The organism is Janthinobacterium saanense, assembly GCF_014200675.1.
Lineage (GTDB): Bacteria > Pseudomonadota > Gammaproteobacteria > Burkholderiales > Burkholderiaceae_D > Janthinobacterium.
This window is the reverse complement of the sequence record NZ_JACHCI010000018.1, coordinates 16,337-36,539: the sequence shown is the minus strand read 5'-3', so window position 1 is coordinate 36,539 and position 20,203 is coordinate 16,337. Positions and strand designations below refer to the sequence as shown.

Below are 20,203 nucleotides of genomic sequence, written 5' to 3'. Positions count from 1 at the left end.
TCCCCAAAGTTCATCAAGCACCAGTTAGCACGTGCATTCAAAGACCCAAATGGTCACGCCTATAATCGAACCAGCTACATGCTGATGCAATACTGGGCTGACTACTTGTACAGTCAAAAGCCGGTGCGCAAGTAATTTCCATACAAAAGTAAAGCAAGCTAGCCAGTAATATCCGCGCCTTCAATTACCCCGCGACATATACTGCCGCTTAACAGTTTCGTTAAGATACTGATCATGCACCCAAGCAAACCCTACTCACCACGCATACAACACCGCCCTGCCCAGCAGCGCGGCGCCGCCCTGCTGCTGCTGGTGACCGTGCTGGCCCTGGGTGCGGCTACCCTGCTGATGACGGGTTTCAGTCCGCAGGTGATGGAACAGCGCCGGGTCGAGCGTACGCAGCAAGCCCTGGCGCAGTCGCGCGATGCCTTGATCGGGTTTGCCTTGCAGCATGGTCGGCTGCCGCGTCCTGCCATGTCGGCGCAGGATGGCCGCGAAAGCGCGCTGCCGTGCATGAATGACGCCGATTGCAGCGGTTTTTTGCCGTGGGTGGCGCTGGGCGTGGCGGCGGCCGATAGCTGGGGAAATGTGCTGCGCTATAGCGTGACGCCGGCCTTTACGCAGGCGCCGATCAGGCGCAACGAGGTGCTGGCCAGCAAGACCATCCAGACACGCTACGCGGATGGCGGTTTGCGCTATGTCTATGGCGATGACTTGTGCGGGCGCGGCGCCTGTTCGCCTGCCGTGATTTTCTCGACCGGCAAGCACAACTTTGGCACCAGCGTGCAAGGCGTAAAACAGCGCAGCGGGAAGGTGGAAAATGCCAACGAGCGCAGCAACGACCAGGCGACTCAGCATTTCATCGTCCGCCAGGCAAGCGACAACAGCGCCCTGCCCGGCGGCGCCTTCGACGACATGCTGGTTTATCTGCCCCTGCCAACCTTGCTGACGCGTATGGTGTTTGCAGACAAGCTGGATTAAAACACCTGCTCAAACCTGCTGCGCGTCGGTATAGGCAGCCTGCGATGCTCACCGTACTTTCGTACGGTTGCGCTTCTCGGCTACCTCTCCCTTCCGCTCGCGACGGTTTTGTCAGGCGTTGTAAACCATAAATCTATTGCTGAAAGCCCGATACGGGCACACTGATGTCCTGTGCCAGCAATTCTGCCTGCCAGGCCACGGCTTGCCGCAGTTGCGCCAGCAGCGCATGCAGGGCGGGCGCTGCCGTGGGCTGGGCCAGGGTCGCCTGCAGGGCGTCGGCCGCGCCGCTCAAGCCCAGGGTGGCGCAGCCCATGTGCAGGCGCTCCAGCTGCAAGCGCAGTGCGCCGGCCTCACCCACGGCCAGGCTGTCGATCTCGCCGGCAAACGTGGCCAGTTGCGCCTCGTAGCCTTTCAGATAAGCGTGCAGGCGCTCTGCGCCCACGCCCAGGCGGGCCAGGGTGCGCGCCGGTGCTTCCGCCGCCCAGGCGACAGCGGGGCCAGATGCACGGTGCAAAAAGGGCCGCACTTCATCGCCCTGGAAGGGCTTGACGATATAGCCGTCGGCCCCGGCGGCGCTGGCGCCATTGACGGTCTCGCGGTCGGTGGCCGAGGAAATCAATACGAAAGGCATGGCCTGCAACTCAGGATTGCCCTTGACCCGCTGCAGCAGTTCCATGCCCGACAAACGGGGCATGCGCAGGTCGCAAAAGCACAGCGCGGGACGCAGGCCGGCCTCCAGTTGTTCCCACGCGGCAGCGCCATCTTCGGCCTCCACGATGTCATGCACACCACAGCTGTCGATCAGGTGCATCAACACCATGCGCGATACGACATCATCGTCCACCACCAGTACTTTCATTGCGCTCTCCACTGTCTCTACTATCGGCTGTAGCAATCTGTTTGAGCGTATTTTAACGGCTTTCAGGCCGATTCCGATGGATAATCTTGTAAAGATTGCACTTCATTGACGGAGGCGGCGATTTTCGCCAGCAGCGCGTGCAGACGCGGCAAATGCACGTCGACCTGTTGCCACAGACCACTATCGGCTGCTTCTTCCAGCTGCGTGCACAAACCATGCAGCTCGGCTTCATCGAGATAGGCGGCGCTGCCCTTCAAGCCATGCAGCAAACGGCCGGCCGCTTCCTTGTTCTGCGCCGCCATCGCCGCATCGAGTTCACGCAGCCGGCTCGACAGGTCGGCCACAAAAGCGGCGCGGATGCGGCGCTTCAGGTCCAGGCCACGGCTGCCCTGCTGCGATGACGCCTCGGGCGCCACGCCAAACAGCACATCGAGTTCGGCCTGCCCCTGCGGGGCGCTGCGCTGCGCGACAAAGGACATGCGCGGCAACACGTGGCCACGCTCCAGCTGGCGTTCGATGGCGCGCTCGAGCAGGAAATGCAGCGCCACCTCGTCGATCGGCTTGCTGAGGAAATCATCCATGCCGACGCCCAGATAGCGGCTGCGGTCTTCTTCGCTGGCATTGGCCGTCAGCGCCACGATCATCACTTGCGGGTCATGCACGGGCTGCTCCGGCGCACCGCCGGCACGTATCAGCCGGGTGGCCGTGGCGCCATCCATCTCGGGCATGCGTCCATCCATCAGTACCAGGTCATAACGCGTCTGCGCGCAGGCGGCCACCGCCAGGGTACCGTTGCTCACCACGTCGACGCGGTGCCCCAGGTCTTCCAGCATCACGCGGATGATGATCTGGTTGGTCGGGAAATCTTCGGCGCACAAGACGTGCAGCTGGTGGCTGTGCGGCGCCAGCGTCAGCTGCGGCACCAGCGGCGGCGCCACGCCATCGGCCAGCGGCAAGATGAAAATGAAGGTACTGCCCTGCCCCTGCACGCTGGTGGCCGTGATGGTTCCACCCATCAGTTCGACCAGCTGGCGGCAGATCGCCAGTCCCAGCCCCGTGCCGCCGTAGCGGCGCGTGGTGCTGGCGTCGGCCTGTTCGAATTTCTGGAACAGACGCGCCATCGCATCGGCGTCGATGCCGATGCCGCTGTCGCTGACGATGAAGCGTATCAAGTTAAGTTGCGCATGCGCCTGGCCAGGCGCCACGCCGGCGCGCTCCACGCGCACGCTCACGCCGCCATGCTGGGTGAACTTGAAGGCATTGCCGACCAGGTTGACCAGCACCTGGCGCAAGCGGCTGGGGTCACCCACCACGAAAGGCGGCAAGTCGGGCGCAAAATCGATGGAAAAGCCGATGCTGCGCGCGGCCGCCTGCTCTTCAAACAGGCTGACCACGTTTTCCATCGCCGCCCCCAGGGCAAAATCGATGTTTTCTATACTCAGCTTGCCGGCTTCGATCTTGGAAAAATCGAGCAAGTCGTTGATGATGGCCAGCAGCGACTCGGCATTGGCCTGGCCACGCAGGATTTGCTCGCGCGTCGAGGCGTGCAGCTGCTGGTCGCGCAAGGCAAAACCCAGCATGCCGATCACGCCGGCCAGCGGCGTGCGCATCTCGTGGCTCATATTGGCCAGGAATTCCGATTTCTGGCGTGTCGCATCTTCGGCCTTGCGCTTGGCCTGGCGCAGGCTTTCCTCATTTTTCTTCAGGCTGCTGTTGGCCAGCGCCAGCTCGTGGGACTGAGCCCGCACTTCGATTTCCTTGCTGCGCAATTCGTGGTTCTTTTGCGACACCTCGGCCGTGCGCTCGTTCACCTGCCGTTCCAGCTTGCTTTGCTGGCGCCGCAGGATGCGCATGCGCTGCCAGTACACGCCGTAGATCAGGCCCAGCACCAGCAAGGCCATCAGGCTGCGGAACCACCAGGTTTTCCAGAACGGCGGCAAGATGGTGATATGCAGGGTGGCGCCGCTTTCATTCCACACGCCGTCCTTGTTGGCCGCCTTGACGCGGAACACATATTCGCCCGGATCGAGATTGGTGTAGGTGGCAAAGCGCCGCCCGGCATCCGTCATGACCCAGTCCTGGTCAAAACCTTCGAGCCGGTAGGCAAACATATTGCGCTGCGGCGCGGCGAAATGCAGGGCCGCGAATTCCAGCGAGAAAACACTCTCGCGCGAAGTCAGGATCAGGCTGCGGCTATGGTTGATGGCCGTGCCCAGCACGTGCGCAAACTCGCCGCGGCCGATCGCCACCGGCTTGTTAAAGATCTGCAGCTCGGTGATGGCCACCAGCGGCGGCACGCGGTTATCGTGGATATCCTTGGGCGCAAACGCCGTCATGCCGTTGAAGCCGCCGAAATAGATGGTGCCATCGGCGGCGCGCAAGCCAGCGCCATCGAAGTAGGAACCTTCGACCGTGCCATCGGCGCTGTCATAGTTGCGGAATTGGCCGCTGCGCATGTCGAGGCGGGTGATGCCGCTGTTGGTGCTCAGCCACAGCTGCTCTTCATCGTCTTCGAGGATGCTGGCGATGGCGTCGTCGGCCATGCCATCCTTGCGCAGGAAGCGGCGAAAACGGATCTGTCCCTTGCTGTCGATATCCATGCGGTTCAAGCCATTGGCCGTGCCCACCCACAGCACGCCGCGCTTGTCCTCGTGCAGGAAATGCACCTCATCGTGGCTGAGACTTTGCGGATCTGCCGCATCATGGCGGAAATGGCGGAAGCGGCCAGTGCTGCGGTCCAGCAGGTCGAGGCCATGGAAAGTGCCTATCCACAGCCGGCCCTTGCTGTCTTCCAGCACCGGCCGCACCATATTGTCGGACAGGCTGTCCGGATTGGCCGGGTCGTGGCGGAAGGTGGTGAACTGCTTGCTGACGGGGTCGAAGCGATGCAGGCCGCCGCGCGACGAGACCCACAGCATGCCGCTGCGGTCGCCCGCGATATTGCGGATGGTGTCGCTGTTCGGATCGCCCACCGCAAAGCGCGTGGTGGAAAAGCGCCGCGTGGCCAGGTCGAAACGGTGCAAGCCCGTGCGTCCCCCCACCCACAGCACGCCATCCGGTGCCTGGTACAGGGCCGAGACCTGCTCGTCGCGCGACATGCCCGGCGTGCTGCGCATGTCGAACACCTGGGTGGCGCCATCGCGCGTGTCATACAGTTTCAAGCCGCTGCTGGTGGCCAGCCACAGCTTGCCGGCGCCGGCATCGGCCAGCGCGCGCACTTTTTTGTCCGCCAGGGCGGCCGTGTCGTCGGCGGCGCGCACCATGCGTGAAAAACCGCCGCTGCCCAGGTCCACCCGGCTCACGCCGTTATACCAGGTGCCGGTCCAGAAGCTGCCCGCACGGTCGCGGAACAGCGAGGCCACCTGGTTGTCGGCGATGCTGAACTTGTCGCCCGTCTGGTGCCGGAACTGCAAAAAAGTGTCGTTCTCGGGCAGCCAGCGCAACAAGCCGTCGGCATTGCTGCCGATCCAGACGGTGGCGTCGACATCCTGGTACAGGCTGGCGATGCGGATCGCATTGAAACCCTGTTTTTCGCCCAGGCGCAAACGCGCCAGCGGCGCCTGGCCGGCCGGCCCCAGGCGCCAGCGCTCGGCGCCGGCCATGGTGCCTATCCACAGATTCTGCTGCTTGTCGACCAGCAGCGACTGGATCACATTGAATTTCGAGGTAGGCAGCGCATCGATGGTGTAATGCTCGAAACGGTCGCTACCGGGCGCCAGCATGTCCAGGCCGGTCACCGTGCCTATCCATAAACGCCCCTGCGCATCGAGCGCCAGGGCCTTGATCTCGTTATCGCCCAAGCTGTACGGGTCGCTGTCGTCGTGATGCCAGCTGCGAAAGGCGCCCGTGGCGGGATCGAAATGCTGCAAGCCATCCGAGGTGGCGATCCAGAAGCCGCGTGCGCCATCTTCGACGATGGCGTGTACATGGCGGTTGCCATTGCCACGCTTGCTGGTACCCGGCTGCACATAATGGATGAAGGTCTGGCTGACGGAATCGAAACGGTCCAGGCCATTGTCGGTGCCGACCCAGAGCTGGCCCTGGCTATCGACATGCAGCACGCCTATCCAGTTGTCGGCCAGGCTGCTGCTGTCGCCTTCGATGTTTTTATAGACGACGACCCGGTAGCCGTCATAGCGGCTCAGGCCAGACTGGCCGCCAAACCACATGAAGCCTTGCGGGTCCTGCGCGATCGACAGCACCGATTCCTGCGCCAGGCCGTTCTCGACGCTGAGCTGATCGAAGCGCAGGTTGCGCGCAGGCGCGGCCTGGGCGCAAGCGCCCCAGAGCAGACACAATATCCACAGCACATCGCAAGCACGTCGAAATCCCAGCACAGTCGTCCTGTCTAAAAAACGCGAAAATAAGCCGAAAACCCGTCTCAGGAACCAAAAAACGCCAGTACATCGTCCTTGCGGGCTTGCGTATCGCGCTGTCCAAGACGGATCAGCTCGTTAGTATATGTCGATTCGAACAATAAATACGAGGCCAAAGCCGCACCACGGGCTTCGGCAGCACCAATTCCCGACAACATGGTACGGATCGGACGGGGCAAACTGCCGATATGCCGGCTGGCGATGGCGTCCAGCCGCTCGGATGGCGCAATCACCAGCAATTCCACCGGTTTCAAGGCTGTCTTGCCCAGCAGTTCAGGCGGCAGCATCGACAAGGTCAAATTGATGCGGTTCAGGCGTTCGATGTCGACCGCCAGGCCATCGAGGAAGATCGACGACAGCGCGTGGCCGGCAATTTGCGCCAGGCTGGGGTAGCGCGCCGCGTCGGCTGCGGCTGGCGCCGGCTCCGTCATGCGCCCAGCGCCCACCACCAGCACCTTGTTGGCGCCCAGGTGGATGGCTGGCGAAATCGGCGCCAGCTGGCGCATCGAGCCATCGCCGCAATATTCGCGCTGGCCGCCGATATACAGTGGCACGGCTGGAAAGATGAAGGGTATCGCGGCCGACGCGAGCAAATGCTCGACGCCGATCTGGTCTTGCAGCGCCAGCCGCTGGGTGCGCACCCACGGCGCGATTTCTGCCGCCGTCTGGTAAAACGTCATGTGGCGGCTGCCCGAATACGAAGAAGCCGTGACGGCCAGCGCATGCAGCAAGCCGTCAGCCAGCGCCGCATCGAGGCGTGGCAAATCCAGCATGCGGTGCAGCAGGCTGACCAGCGGGGTATTGTCGAGCAGGGAATTGGGCGGCGCGGCATGCCACTTGCGCAGCAGCCAGCCGAATGACAGCAGCGACAGCCAGCGCGCGCCCGAACGCAGCACGCCCAGCGAGTCGGCGCGGTAGACTTGCTCGACCTCGATATGCTGCCAGACGTCCAGCAGTTTTTGCACGCCTTCGCCGAAATTATCGGCCCGGCAAGCGAGCGCCGTGGCGTTGATGGCGCCGGCCGACGTGCCGCAGATGATATCGAAAGGATTGCGCGCCGGTGGCCAGCCCGCTTCCCACAAGATCGCCGAAATCGCCTGCAGCACCCCCACCTGGTAGGCAGCGCGCGCGCCGCCCCCCGTCAAGATCAAGCCTGTTTTATTTTCCATTCCCATGCCGGCAGATTAGCAGGGTATTAGTGCTTTGTGGAAAAGTTTAATCGCCTCTCACCATGCCTTCTCGACGCGGATCGGCGCCGCCAAACCAGAAATCATGGCCGTGGGCGTTCAGGCGCATGATGCCTTGCAGGCCGGAGTTCTGTTCGATCACGCGCACCTCGTGGCCCATGGCTTTCAGTGCGGCGATCTGGGCTTCCGGCGCGCGGCCTGTTTCCAGTTCGGTCGGGCCGTTGCGGCTGCCAAAGTTCGGCAGGCTGATCGCCTGCTGCACGTTCAAGCCCCAGTCCATGGTGCCGACCAGTACCTTGGCAACGTAGTTGATGATGGTCGAGCCGCCCGGCGAACCGGTGGCCAGCACCAGCTTGTGCGTGCCTTTTTCAAACACCAGGGTCGGCGACATGGCGCTGCGTGGGCGCTTGCCGCCCTGCACGCGGTTGGCGATGGGGCCGTCGGCATTCTGCGAATCGAACGAGAAGTCGGTCAGCTGGTTATTGAGCAGGAAGCCGTCCACCATCTGGCGCGAACCAAAGGCGTCTTCCACGCTGGTGGTCATCGACAGGCCGCCGCCGAACTGGTCGACCGCCACCAGGTGCGAGGTCGATGGACGCTGCAGCGCATTGTCCATGCCCCAGGCCACTTGCATGCCAGGCGGCGTGCCCGGCAAGGCCTTGCCCATGGACTTGTCGCCGATCAGGGACGCGCGCTGCGCCAGATAGGTTTTGTCCAGCATGGCCGAGACGCCCTTGCCCGGCAGCGGGATGAAATCGGTATCGGCCACGTAGCGGTCGCGGTCAGCGTACGCCAATCGCCCCGCTTCCGAGAACAAGTGGATGGCTTTAGCCTCGAGCACGCCATCGACCGGTGGATAAGGGCTGATATCCTTGACTTCCAGGATGCCCAGCATTTGCGCAATCGCAATGCCGCCCGACGAAGGCGGCGGCATGCCGCACACGGTCCAGGACTTGTAGTCGCTGCAGACCGGATCGCGTTCCTTGGCCTGGTAGCCGGCAATATCTGCCGCCGTCAGCTTGCCGGGATTGGTCGGATGGGCGGCCACCTTGGCGGCGATGTCGCGCGCGATGCGGCCCTTGTAAAAGGCGTCGGCGCCGCCACGGGCGATGTCGCGCAGGGTACGCGCCAGTTCAGGGTTTTTCAGGATATGGCCGACCGGCCAGGCCTTGCCATCCTTGTCATAAAAATACGCGGCGGCGACCGGGTCGCGCTTCAGGGCCTGGTCCCAGGCCAGCAAGCCATTCAAACGCTGGGAAACGGGGAAACCGTTTTGCGCCAGCTTGATCGCGGGCGCAAACAGGCTGGCCCAGGCCAGCTTGCCGTGTTCCTTGTGGGCCAGTTCCAGCATGCGCAGCACGCCGGGAGCACCGACCGAGCGGCCACCGATGATGGCGGCGTTGCGCGACAGCGGCGTGCCGTCCGGATGCTGGAACAGATGTTCATCGGCGGCGGCCGGGGCCGTTTCGCGCCCGTCAAACGCTTGCACGCCTTTGTTGGTCGAATACAACATGAAGGAGCCGCCCCCGATGCCCGACGATTGCGGCTCGACCAGCGTCAGCACCAGTTGCGTGGCAATTGCCGCGTCGATCGCGCTGCCGCCATGCTTGAGCATCTGGTAGCCAGCGTCGGCCGCCAGCGGATTGGCGGCGGCGACCATGAATTTCTGCGCCGACCAGCCGGCCTTTTCCACATAGGCGGTGGCGATTTCCGGCGCCTTTTGGGACACTTCGGCAAAGGCGGGACTGGCGGCCAGCACCCCCAGCAAGCTCAGGCTCAACGCCAGCGACTTCATTCTGATCATGGATTCTCCGATAAAAAAAGCGCACAGCCGACCACGGCTGTGCGCCAGATACGGGAATATCCTAACTCAAATCAAGACTGGCGCGCTGACGCTTCTGCCTGCCTCAGTAACGCTACTTACTTCGGCTGCATGCGGATCGCGCCGAATAGTACGGCGAGGCCCTGCAACAACGTCCTGAACGTTTCTCCGGCGCTTTTACTTAGGCTGCATGCGGATAGCGCCGTCAAGGCGGATGGTCTCGCCGTTCAGCATGACGTTTTCCACGATGGCTTTCACCAGTTGCGCGTACTCGCCGGGCTTGCCCAGGCGCGAAGGGAAAGGCACCATCTTGCCCAGCGCATCCTGCACTTCGGCCGGCATGCCCAGCAACATCGGGGTCTCGAAAATGCCGGGCGCCACCGTCATCACGCGGATACCGCTGCGCGACAAATCGCGCGCCATCGGCAGGGTCAAACCGACGACGGCTGCCTTCGACGAGGCATACGCGGCTTGCCCGATCTGGCCATCGAAAGCAGCGACCGACGCCGTATTGACGATGATGCCGCGCTCGCCTTCGGCCGTCGCCTCCGTCTTGCCCATGGCGTCTGCCGCCAGCCGGCACATATTGAAGGTGCCCACCAGGTTGATGTTGACCACGCGCTGGAACAGTTCCAATGGGTGCGGGCCATCCTTGCCCACGGTTTTTACGGCTGGCGCGACACCCGCGCAATTGACCAGGCCACGCAAGGTGCCCAAGGCCACGGCGGCGGCCACCACCGCCTTGCCATCGTTTTCCGAGGTGACATCGCATTTGACGAAGACACCGCCCAGTTCAGCCGCCAGCGCCTGGCCCGCCTCAACCTGCAGGTCGGCCAGCACAACCTTGCCGCCCGCGCCCGCCAGCATGCGCGCCGTCGCCGCGCCCAAACCCGAAGCGCCGCCCGTGATGATGAATACCTGATCTTGAATTTGCAATGTCGTCTCCTGATGTAGTGATAGCCTGTTATCGGCAGCATGTTTGACGCTATTTACGTTTACGTAAACGTCATATCCACGCCAATTTTACATCAGAAACATTGGATAAAAGCGCCATTCCGTTGGCAGATGCGCCCATTGGCATCGAGCGTGCTATTGCCTGCGCCGTTGTAGCGCGCGCCGGAACTGTCACGGCAACCGCCCACATCGCAGGCGCCGACGGGCACCAATGGCCTGGAAACGGCAGCGCTTGAACCCGGCGGCATGGTTTGAAAGTGCACGACCGGCGGCGCCATCTGCGTGGGCGGCATGCGGCCTATCACCTGTGCTACCGCGCGGCGCGTACCAACCGGCGGCGCCGGGCGGCACGGTTCGACGGCCAGCTTGTTGCTGTCGTGCGGATCGAGGCGGCAGACGGGCAAGTCTTGCACCGGCACTGCCTCGGGCTCTGCCGCAGGCGGTTGCTGCGCCATGGCGCGGCCGCCAGCAAAGACACAGCACAGCATCAGCACGGTCAAGGCAAGCTGGGTAAAACGGGGCAAGGCAAGCTTCATGACAGCTCCAGAAGACGTCTGCTTTCATTATTGGCACACGGCGCGCCAGAACCTATCAGCGGTAACAATTTCTCACGTTTCAAGGCGACGGCAGACGGCAAAACAGACTGTAACGGTGTTTTATTTTCAGACGATACTTTCTTTCTTGCCAGGATAGCACTACAATAAGAACGATTCTTATTCTCATTTGACGCAAACTCGCCATCACACCATATATTTCCCCAGCCACCCGGAAGGCAGCCAGGACATCACCACCTTTCGGGAAGCCCAACATGACCAAGCGCAGTTCCGCTTTTGCAGCACGTCACAACTCATCACTCCACCGCGCCGCCCACCTCCTGCCCTGTTTGCTGTCGCTGGCCGTCAGCCAGGCCTGGGCCGAAGCTAATCCAGTCAATCACGATCCCACCATGAGTACCGTGGTCGTGACCGCTTCCGGCACGGCCATCGACATCAAGGATGCGCCGGCCAGCATCAGCGTCATCACGCGCGAGGAAATCGAACGCCAGCCCGTGTATGACTTGAACACCCTGCTGCGCCGCATCCCGGGCGTGACGGGCGGCACCAGTCCGGTCGGCGACGAATCGAAGATCAAGCTGCGCGGCCTGCCCGACAAATACACCTTGATCCTGGTCGATGGCAAGCGCGTCGGCAGTTCGGCCGATACCTCTTACCGCCCGGATCTGGGCCGGCAGGACTTGAACTGGATTTCGCCAGACATGATCGAGCGCATCGAAGTGGTGCGCGGCCCCATGTCGTCGCTGTACGGCTCGGACGCCATGGGCGGCGTGATCAATATCATCACGCGCAAGGTACCCGGCAAATGGAATGGCTCGGCCACGGCCAATTACACGCAGCCGCAGGACAGCGGCCGCGGCACGGCGCACCAGCTCAGCCTGAACCTGGCCGGCCCCTTGTCGGAAGCGGTCGGCATGCGCATCGGCGTGGCGCAATCGCGGCAGAACCCCGATGAAAAAGTCATCGGCAAGGCGGGCGGCATCGGCGGCGAGCGCAATCAAAGCATCACGGGACAATTGAACTGGGCGTTGAACAGCAAGCACAGCCTGTCGCTGGACGCCAGCTATGGCCGCCAGGAAGCCAGCGATTCCTCGACCCAGGATGCCGAGGGCTACCCGCTGTTTGGCGCCTGGGGCGCCAGCAAGCTGATACGCAAGAGCGCCGCCCTCGGCTATGAAGGCCGCTGGGATTTCGGCAAGACCCGTGTCAACCTGTATCACAACGATTACGACAACCAGTATCCGGGCACGGTCGCCAAGTCCAGGGACGATACACTCGACGCAAGCCTGGAAAAACGCCTGGGCTGGGGCGTGGAGCAATTGCTGGTGATGGGGGCGCAGTGGAAACATGAAGAGCTGACCAATACCGACATCATCGGCACGGTGCCCACCGATTACCTGGGCAACCCGGTCAGCGGCGCCACCTTGTCGGGCACCACCTCGGCCCTGTTCGCGGAAGACCAGCTGTTCCTGCGCGACAACCTGACGGCCACCATCGGCTGGCGCCTGGACCACCATGGCAAATTCGGCAACCACCACAGCCCGCGCTTGTACCTGGTCTACCACCCGGCGCCGGAATGGACGGTCAAGGGCGGTATCTCGCAAGGTTTCCGCGCGCCCAGCCTGAAGGAAAATTCGCCCGCGTCCGCCACCAACTCGGGCGGACGCGGCTGCACCAGCCTGTATCCGCTCGGTTATATCCGTGGCGAATGTTTCATGGCCGGCAATCCCGACTTGCAACCGGAAACCAGCACGGCAGCCGAAATCGGCATTGCCTATGAGAAAAATGGCTGGGATGCGGGCCTGACCTATTTCCATACGGATTTCAAGAACAAGATCGATTACGCGCCGCTGGGCTTTTACCAAAACAAATGGTGGACGCGCATGAGCAATATCCAGAAAGCGCGTACCAGCGGTCTCGAAGGCAGCTTGACGATACCGTTGACAAAGCATTTGAACTGGCGCAACAACCTGACCTATATGGCGGAGGCGAAAAACCTGACCCTGGGCACCAATCTGCTGGCTACGCCAAAAGTCTCGCTGTACTCGGCGCTGGGCTGGCAAGCCACGGATCAATTGTTTGCTGAAGTGTCGGCCCAGTACACGGGCAAGGAACTCGATGCCGGCGCGCGCACGTCCACGCGCCGTCCGCCCAACAAGGCTTACACCATCGTCGATACGGTGGTGTCGTACAAGGTCACACCAAACTGGACCTTGCGCGGCGGCCTGGAAAACCTGTTCAAGAAAGGCCCGGCAAACGATGGCCTGGTCGAGTACTACGTACCCGGCCGGCGCATGTTTGTCGGTTTGACCTCACGCTTCTAAGCCAGCGTCACTAAGACGGCGGCGTATCAGGGCGCTACGCTGCCGGGCGCCCCATTCGTGGGCGCAACTTGCCGCCAGGGCACGCTGCAGCTTTTCACGTCAGGGTAATAACCTTGCGGGTTGTCGCAGTAGTAAGCCGCCGGCGCTGCCTGCGTGCCGCCCTGCTCCACATACACGGGCGGTTGTTGCTGCACGACTATCGTGCCAGTGTAAGGGTAGTTGTACCAGGGGTCGCCATACCAGCCCGGCCCGTAGCCATAACCCCATGGCGCACCCAGCCAGACGCCGACGCCCACATGGCCGCCACCGTGGAAATGGCCACCGCCATGGTAAGCACCATGAAAACCACCGCCGTGAAAGCCGCCACCATGGAAACCGCCGCCATGGCCGCCAGGCGCGGCAGCCGCGCTGCCCGCCAATGCCGCGCAAGCCAGCACCAATAGCGCCAGCGCGCTACGCCGTTTGATACTACTCAGTTGCGTGTTCATGATATCTCCTGCCTTGGTCAGCCCGGTCTACAGGCATGATCCATTATTGGCAGACAAGTCTATATATGAAAGGAACCGTAACAATTGCTCACCTTTTATACGCAAGGCATATAGATACCACTCTCAGCACCATGGAGATGCCCCGTTTCCGGGGCATCTGGCGCCATCAGGCACGCTTACTGGGGTGGCGTGACCGGCGCAGGCGCCGCTGGCGTCAAAATGGGCGGCACCGTCGCATGCACGGGCGCCGGCGTGGCCACCGCCAGCCAGCCCGTGGCAGGCAACAGCGGCACCAGCAGCAGCGCCACGATATTGATGATCTTGATAAGCGGATTGACGGCCGGGCCAGCCGTATCCTTGTACGGATCGCCCACGGTGTCGCCCGTGACGGCCGCCTTGTGCGCTTCGGAACCCTTGCCGCCAAAATGGCCATCTTCGATGTATTTCTTGGCATTGTCCCAGGCGCCGCCGCCGGTGGTCATGGAAATGGCCACGAACAAGCCCGTGACGATGGTCCCCATCAAGAGGCCGCCCAAGGCCGCTGGTCCCAGCAGCATGCCGACCACGATGGGCACCACCACCGGCAGTAACGATGGCACGATCATTTCGCGGATCGCCGACGCCGTCAACATGTCGACCGCCTTGTCGTATTCGGGCTTGGCCGTACCTTCCATGATGCCCTTGATATCGCGGAACTGGCGCCGTACTTCCACCACCACGGCGCCGGCCGCCCGGCCCACGGCTTCCATCGCCATGGCGCCGAACAGGTAGGGGATCAAGCCGCCGATGAACAGGCCGACGATCACCATCGGGTTCGACAGATCAAAGGTGATGTGCTGACCCACCGATTCGAGCGCATGCGTGTAATCGGCGAACAGCACCAGCGCCGCCAGGCCGGCCGAACCGATGGCGTAGCCCTTGGTCACCGCCTTGGTGGTGTTGCCCACGGCGTCGAGCGGATCGGTAATCGCCCGCACGGAGTCCGGCAAGCCCGACATCTCGGCGATACCGCCCGCGTTATCGGTAATCGGGCCGTAGGCGTCCAGCGCCACGATGATGCCGGCCATCGACAGCATCGAGGTAGCCGCTATCGCGATGCCATACAGGCCCGCCAGCTGGTACGACACCAGGATGGCCACGCAGACGGCCAGCACCGGATAGGCGGTGGACTTCATCGACACGCCCAGGCCGGCGATGATATTGGTGCCGTGGCCGGTGGTCGACGCTTCGGCGATGTGGCGCACGGGCTTGAAGTCGGTGCCCGTGTAGTATTCGGTGATGTAGACCATCAAGCCCGTCAGCACGATGCCAACCACGGTGGAACCCATCATCTTGTAGCGCATGGTCTCGTCTGGCCACAGCAGCCAGGTGACGACGGCAAAGCCGATCAGCGACAGGCCAGCGGCCCACCACAGTCCCGTGTACAGGGCCGACATGATTTTTGCGCCCGGCTTGGTTTTCACCATCGAGCAGCCGACGATGGAGGCGAGTATGGACACCGCCCCCAGCAGCAGCGGATAAATGATGGCGGAGGTAGTAGCGTCGGCCAGCAGCAGCGCGCCCAGCAGCATGGTAGCGATCAGGGTCACCACATAGGTTTCAAACAGGTCGGCCGCCATGCCGGCACAGTCACCCACGTTGTCGCCCACATTGTCGGCTATCACCGCCGGGTTACGGGGATCGTCTTCGGGAATGCCTGCCTCGACCTTGCCCACCAGATCGGCCCCCACGTCGGCGCCCTTGGTGAAGATGCCGCCACCGAGCCGGGCGAAGATGGAAATGAGCGAGGCGCCGAAGGCCAGGCCGATCAGTGGCTTGATCAAATCATGCTGGGTCAGGCCAGGCGCGCCGGTGCTCACCAGCAACCAGTAAAACAGGGTCACGCCCAGGAGCCCCAGGCCGACCACCAGCATGCCGGTGATCGCCCCGCCCTTGAAGGCCACGTTCAGCGCCTGGTTGATGCCCAGCGTTGCCGCCTGGGCCGTGCGCACATTGGCGCGCACCGAGACATTCATGCCGATGAAGCCGCAGGCGCCCGACAGCACGGCGCCAATCAGGAAGCCCAGCGCCGTGTGCAAGCCCAGCAAGGCGTAGATGATGATCAGGAGCACCACGCCGACGATGGCGATGGTGCGGTACTGGCGCGCCAGATAGGCGGCGGCGCCCTGCTGGATGGCCAGCGCGATTTCCTGCATGCGCGCGTTGCCCGGATCCTGACGCAAGATCCAGCTGCGCGACACCAAACCGTAAATGACTGCGACCACGCCGCAGGCTACCGCAAACCACAGACTGGCTGCCATATCGTCTCCTTCTGTTTTTATCGACGTCATTGCCAAAGGTTGCAGACCATGCCGGATAGACATGCGCAACCAGGAAAACACGCACTGCAAAAAACTTCCACTACGAAAACGATACGACGCGTCTCAAAAAAAGGCGCAAAAAAAGCGGACACCTGGGTCCGCTTCTAGTTGATGCTTATTCCGCCAGGGCGGCAAATGCGCTGTCGCGAATTTGTTCGACCGGACCGACGCCGGCGATGCGGCGGTATTTCGGTGCGCCTGGCAGGCCGGACTGGGCCCAGTTATTGTAATAGTCGAGCAAGACCTTGGTCTGGTTGTGGTACACATCCAGGCGTTTCTTGACCGTTTCCGCCTTGTCGTCGTCGCGCTGTATCAGCGCTTCGCCGGTGACGTCGTCGATACCTTCAACTTTGGGCGGATTGAATGTGGTGTGGTAGACGCGGCCCGAACCCGGGTGGCTGCGGCGGCCGTCCATGCGCTCGATGATCGACGCGTCAGGCACGTCGATTTCCAGCACATAGTCGACATGGATGCCGGCGTCTTTCATGGCGTCCGCTTGCGCGATGGTGCGCGGGAAGCCGTCGAACAGGTAGCCATTGGCGCAATCGGCGTCTTGCAGGCGCTTCTTGACCAGGCCGATCATGATGTCATCCGACACCAGGCCGCCCAGGTCCATGACTTTTTTCGCAGCCAGGCCCAGTTCGGTGCCTTCCTTGATCGCCGCGCGCAGCATGTCGCCCGTGGAGATTTGGGGAATATTGTATTTTTCTTTAATGAAATTAGCCTGGGTGCCCTTACCGGCACCGGGTGCTCCTAACAGTATCAAACGCATGAAGTTTCCTAAAAAGCAGATTTTGGATGGGATCTATGTAATTATTTTTAGATGGTGCTGCAATGACTATCTTTCCCTACGAAACTTACCACAAAAATTCACCGGAACGCCAGTTTGCTATCAATTTGCCATGAGCAGATTGACCGAAGCCAGCTTTTATCGCGCCGGGCGTTTCCAAATGTGGTTTTTGCTGCAAGCGCGTCAGTTTTACCTTACGCACTCACGGCTCAAGTAGCGTGGCGATAGTGCGCTTGCACGCGAACTAAATCTTCCGGCGTATCCACGCCGGCGGCCGGGGCTGAGTCGGTCACATGCACGGCAATCGCATAACCATGCCACAGCACGCGCAGTTGCTCCAGCGCCTCGATGCCTTCCAGCGGCGAAACGGACAGGCCCGGATAGGCTTGCAAGAAAGCATTGCTATAGGCATACAAGCCGATATGGCGCAGCGGCACATAGCCGGCCGGCAAGCTGTCTTTCGATTGCGCAAAACCGTCGCGGTGCCAGGGGATGGTGGCGCGCGAGAAATACAGCGCGCGGCCAGCCTTGTCCAGCACCACCTTGACCACGTTCGGGTTGAAGGCGTCGGCGGCGTCGTGCAGCGGATGGGCGCAGGTGGCCATCGGCACGTGCACGCCGATCTGCGCGGCGCAGGCAGCCAGCAGCGATGGATCGATCAGCGGCTCGTCGCCCTGCAGATTGACCACCACCGCGTCGTCGGCCAGGTCCAGCGTGCGCGCCACTTCGGCGATGCGGTCCGTGCCCGAGGGATGGTCGCTACGCGTCAAACACACTTCCACGCCATGCGCGGCGCAGGCGGCGCGGATGTCTTCATGGTCGGTGGCGACGATGATGCGCGAAGCGCCCGACAGGGCGGCCTGCTCGGCCACGCGCACCACCATGGGTTTGCCGCCCAGGTCAGCCAGTGGCTTGTTGGGCAGGCGCGTGGACGCCAGGCGTGCCGGGATGATGACGATAAACGACATCGCTTATTCCACTGCGTCTTGCAGGGTGCGCGCTTCGTCGGCCCACATGATGGGGATACCGTCACGGATAGGGTAGGCGAGGCGGTCGGCGCGGCAAATCAATTCCTGCGCCTTCTTATCGTGTTCAAGCTGGCCCTTGCAAACAGGGCAGACCAAAATATCAAGCAGTCGAGCGTCCACGACATTTCTCCACAATTTGTTGTGCCAGCGCGTTATCAATATGCGCACTGACCGGGACGACCCACAGTCTCGGGTCGTCTTTGAGATATTCAATTTGCGCACATTTTACTGCATCCTTCTCCGTGATCAAGATCAGGTCGGTGTCTAACGCGGCAAACGGCTGGTCGAGGAAATCATGATGGTCGGGCAAAGGCAGTTCGGCAAAGCTCAAACCGGCCTGGCGCAGCATGGTAAAAAAGCGCTGCGGATTGCCGATGCCCGCCGCCGCCACGATGCGCTCGCTACTGTTTGCCAGCTCGGCCAGCGGCTTGCTTTCGTTGCGGTTGATCATGCGTTCAGCCACGCTGCCAGCCAGCTGCATCTGCACCAGCAGTCCGCCTTCAGGCGCCACCGTGGCGACCAGCGCTGGGCTCAGCTGCGGCGTATTGATCACGGTCACGTCGCGGCGGCGGCGCGGCGGTTCACGCAGGGGGCCGGCCGGCAGCAGCCAGCCATTGCCCACGCCACGCCCGTCAAACAGCACAATCTCTACATCGCGCTGCAAGGCATAGTGCTGCAAGCCGTCGTCCGTCACCAGCACATCGACTTCGGGATGGGCAAGCAGCAACGCCCTGCCCGCTTGCGCCCGGTCGCGCCCTACCATCACGGGGCAAGCGCCGCGCTGGAAGATCAGCAGCGGCTCGTCGCCCACCTGCTGCGGCGTCGATGCCGGCGTGACGGCGCGCGGCAGCTTGTCCGCGCTGCCATGGCCGCGCGAAATCACACCCGGATGCATGCCGGCCGCGCGCAAGGCTTGTACCAGCCAGATCGTCAACGGCGTCTTGCCGGTACCGCCGATAAAAATATTGCCGACCACCACCACCGGCACGGGCAGGCGCGCCGATTTCAGCATGCCGGCGCGGTACAAGCCCCGGCGCAGGCTGCTCAAGCTGCCAAACAGCAGCGACACTGGCCACAGGGCGCAGGCCAGCGGGCCGCGTTTGAGCCAGGCGCGGGTCAGGGTGGATTCGAGTTGGGGGGGGGATGTGGGCATGGGGAGCTAAAAATTGAAACCCCGCCGACACCTGGGGTCGTACCCTGAGGGTACGACCCCGGCCCTTCGCTTGGGGGTTGTATATAAACTTACTTGCTGCTCGCCTGCGCCGCAAACGTCAGCTTTTCATAACCGGCCACGCGCGCCGCTTCCATCACGTGTATCACCATCTGGTGCATGGCGAACTGGTCGGCGTTGACCACCACCACCGGCGTCTGTGCGGGCGGCTTGCCGCCGTTGGCAGCCTTGGCCGCTTCCTGCAGGGCGGCGGCCAGGCCGGCCACGTCGCGGAAGGACACCGGCTGGCGGTTGACCGTGTAATTGCCCTTGGCGTCCACCGTCACATCGATCTGCTGCGGCTGCTCCTTGGCTTGCCCGGCGTCGGCCGTGGGCAAGGTGATCTGCAGTTCCGTAAATTTGCTGTAGGTAGTGCTGACCATCAAAAAGATCAGGATCACCAGCAACACGTCGATAAACGGGATCAAATTGATTTCGGGGTCTTCACGCCCCTTGCCTTTGCGGAAGTTCATTGGCGGCCACTGTGGACGATATCGACGAATTTGACGGCTTGCTGCTCCATGTCGATCACGAAGCTGTCGACCAGGGCGCGGAAATGGCGGTAAAACACCAGGGTCGGCATGGCAATCGCCAGGCCAAAGCCCGTGTTATACAGGGCCACCGAAATGCCGTGCGCCAATTGCGCCGGGTTCGAACCGCTGGCGTTTTGCGAACCGAAGATTTCGATCATGCCGACCACCGTGCCAAACAGGCCCATCAGCGGCGCCAGGGTGGCGATCGTGCCCAGGGTCGTCAAAAAACGTTCCAGCACGTGGGCCACGCCGCTGCCCGCTTCTTCTATCGATTCCTTCATGACCTCGCGTGGCGCGTGCACATTGCGCAGCGCGGCGGCCAGTACCACGCCCAGCGGCGAATTGCCTTCCAGCTTGCTGATGGTATCGGGCGTGATCTTGCCGCCGCGATACACCTGCACCACTTCGTCGAACAGTTTGCGCGGCAAGACCTTACTGCGCCGCAAATACAGCAGGCGTTCGATGATCAGGGCCAGGGCCACGATGGAAGCGATCAACAACAGCCAGATGGGCCAGCCGGCGGCTTGGAATATAGCGAGCAAATGAAACTCCTGGTTTTTGTTTGGCAAGGACAGCTGCCCTATTGTACCCACCGGCCATATTGTCATGACCAGCAGCAGAATGGCGCAATGTAGCGCGTTGCAGCGCCGGCGGCAAGTGGCGCTTGTGGCAAGCGCTTATGCACAGCTGCTCTTTTGCTCCGGTTTTGCACATATTGTGTGGATAAGATTGTGCGC

General features: G+C 62.3%; 16 protein-coding genes. 2 read left to right on the top strand and 14 right to left on the bottom strand.

All coding sequences use genetic code 11. The features are described 5' to 3' along the window. Positions 1-234 precede the first annotated feature (234 nt). Positions 235-981, top strand: coding sequence for a hypothetical protein (locus tag HDE72_RS21105; RefSeq protein WP_183745134.1), 747 nt, complete (start codon positions 235-237; stop codon positions 979-981). Between the two features lie 133 nt (positions 982-1,114). Here HDE72_RS21105 and HDE72_RS21100 read toward each other — a convergent pair whose 3' ends face one another. From HDE72_RS21100 to HDE72_RS21075, 6 genes are all read right to left on the bottom strand, one after another. Continuing rightward, positions 1,115-1,840, bottom strand: coding sequence for a response regulator (locus HDE72_RS21100; protein ID WP_183745130.1), 726 nt, complete (start codon positions 1,838-1,840; stop codon positions 1,115-1,117). 62 nt (positions 1,841-1,902) lie between these two features. Beyond that, positions 1,903-6,177: a two-component regulator propeller domain-containing protein gene (locus tag HDE72_RS21095; RefSeq protein WP_311735264.1), complete on the bottom strand. Its 4,275-nt coding sequence runs from the start codon at positions 6,175-6,177 to the stop codon at positions 1,903-1,905. 44 nt (positions 6,178-6,221) lie between these two features. Further along, complete coding sequence (locus HDE72_RS21090; protein WP_183745127.1) at positions 6,222-7,391, bottom strand: patatin-like phospholipase family protein; 1,170 nt, start codon at positions 7,389-7,391, stop codon at positions 6,222-6,224. Between the two features lie 40 nt (positions 7,392-7,431). Further along, the gene (gene ggt, locus HDE72_RS21085) at positions 7,432-9,207 is read right to left on the bottom strand and encodes a gamma-glutamyltransferase (RefSeq protein ID WP_183745124.1); all 1,776 of its coding nucleotides are present in this window, start codon (positions 9,205-9,207) and stop codon (positions 7,432-7,434) included. Positions 9,208-9,402: 195 nt separating this feature from the next. Then, positions 9,403-10,161, bottom strand: a complete 759-nt coding sequence (locus HDE72_RS21080) for a 3-hydroxyacyl-CoA dehydrogenase (protein WP_183745121.1) — start codon at positions 10,159-10,161, stop codon at positions 9,403-9,405. 92 nt (positions 10,162-10,253) lie between these two features. Then, on the bottom strand, positions 10,254-10,715 hold the full coding sequence (locus tag HDE72_RS21075) for a hypothetical protein (RefSeq protein ID WP_183745118.1): 462 nt from the start codon (positions 10,713-10,715) through the stop codon (positions 10,254-10,256). Between the two features lie 272 nt (positions 10,716-10,987). Here HDE72_RS21075 and HDE72_RS21070 point away from each other — a divergent pair, with 272 nt between their 5' ends. Beyond that, positions 10,988-13,057 carry a TonB-dependent receptor domain-containing protein gene (locus tag HDE72_RS21070; protein WP_183745115.1) on the top strand — a complete coding sequence of 690 codons (2,070 nt, stop codon included), beginning with the start codon at positions 10,988-10,990 and terminating at the stop codon, positions 13,055-13,057. Between the two features lie 26 nt (positions 13,058-13,083). Here the strand turns inward: HDE72_RS21070 and HDE72_RS21065 are convergent, their stop codons facing one another. From HDE72_RS21065 to HDE72_RS21030, 8 genes are all read right to left on the bottom strand, one after another. Then, entirely contained in the window at positions 13,084-13,545 is a 462-nt protein-coding gene (locus HDE72_RS21065) for a hypothetical protein (RefSeq protein WP_183745112.1), read from the bottom strand. 176 nt (positions 13,546-13,721) lie between these two features. Next, the gene (locus HDE72_RS21060; protein WP_260176841.1) at positions 13,722-15,845 is read right to left on the bottom strand and encodes a sodium-translocating pyrophosphatase; all 2,124 of its coding nucleotides are present in this window, start codon (positions 15,843-15,845) and stop codon (positions 13,722-13,724) included. Positions 15,846-16,020: 175 nt separating this feature from the next. Beyond that, positions 16,021-16,677, bottom strand: coding sequence for an adenylate kinase (adk, locus tag HDE72_RS21055; RefSeq protein ID WP_183745109.1), 657 nt, complete (start codon positions 16,675-16,677; stop codon positions 16,021-16,023). Positions 16,678-16,904: 227 nt separating this feature from the next. Next, positions 16,905-17,663: a 3-deoxy-manno-octulosonate cytidylyltransferase gene (gene kdsB, locus HDE72_RS21050; protein ID WP_183745106.1), complete on the bottom strand. Its 759-nt coding sequence runs from the start codon at positions 17,661-17,663 to the stop codon at positions 16,905-16,907. A gap of 3 nt (positions 17,664-17,666) precedes the next feature. Beyond that, entirely contained in the window at positions 17,667-17,843 is a 177-nt protein-coding gene (locus tag HDE72_RS21045) for a Trm112 family protein (RefSeq protein WP_183678328.1), read from the bottom strand. Further along, complete coding sequence (gene lpxK / locus HDE72_RS21040; protein WP_183745103.1) at positions 17,824-18,876, bottom strand: tetraacyldisaccharide 4'-kinase; 1,053 nt, start codon at positions 18,874-18,876, stop codon at positions 17,824-17,826. Before lpxK ends, HDE72_RS21045 begins: the two co-directional genes overlap by 20 nt. Before the next feature lie 89 nt (positions 18,877-18,965). After that, on the bottom strand, positions 18,966-19,406 hold the full coding sequence (locus HDE72_RS21035; protein ID WP_183745100.1) for an ExbD/TolR family protein: 441 nt from the start codon (positions 19,404-19,406) through the stop codon (positions 18,966-18,968). Further along, positions 19,403-20,008: a MotA/TolQ/ExbB proton channel family protein gene (locus HDE72_RS21030; protein ID WP_183745097.1), complete on the bottom strand. Its 606-nt coding sequence runs from the start codon at positions 20,006-20,008 to the stop codon at positions 19,403-19,405. Before HDE72_RS21030 ends, HDE72_RS21035 begins: the two co-directional genes overlap by 4 nt. Positions 20,009-20,203 lie beyond the last annotated feature (195 nt).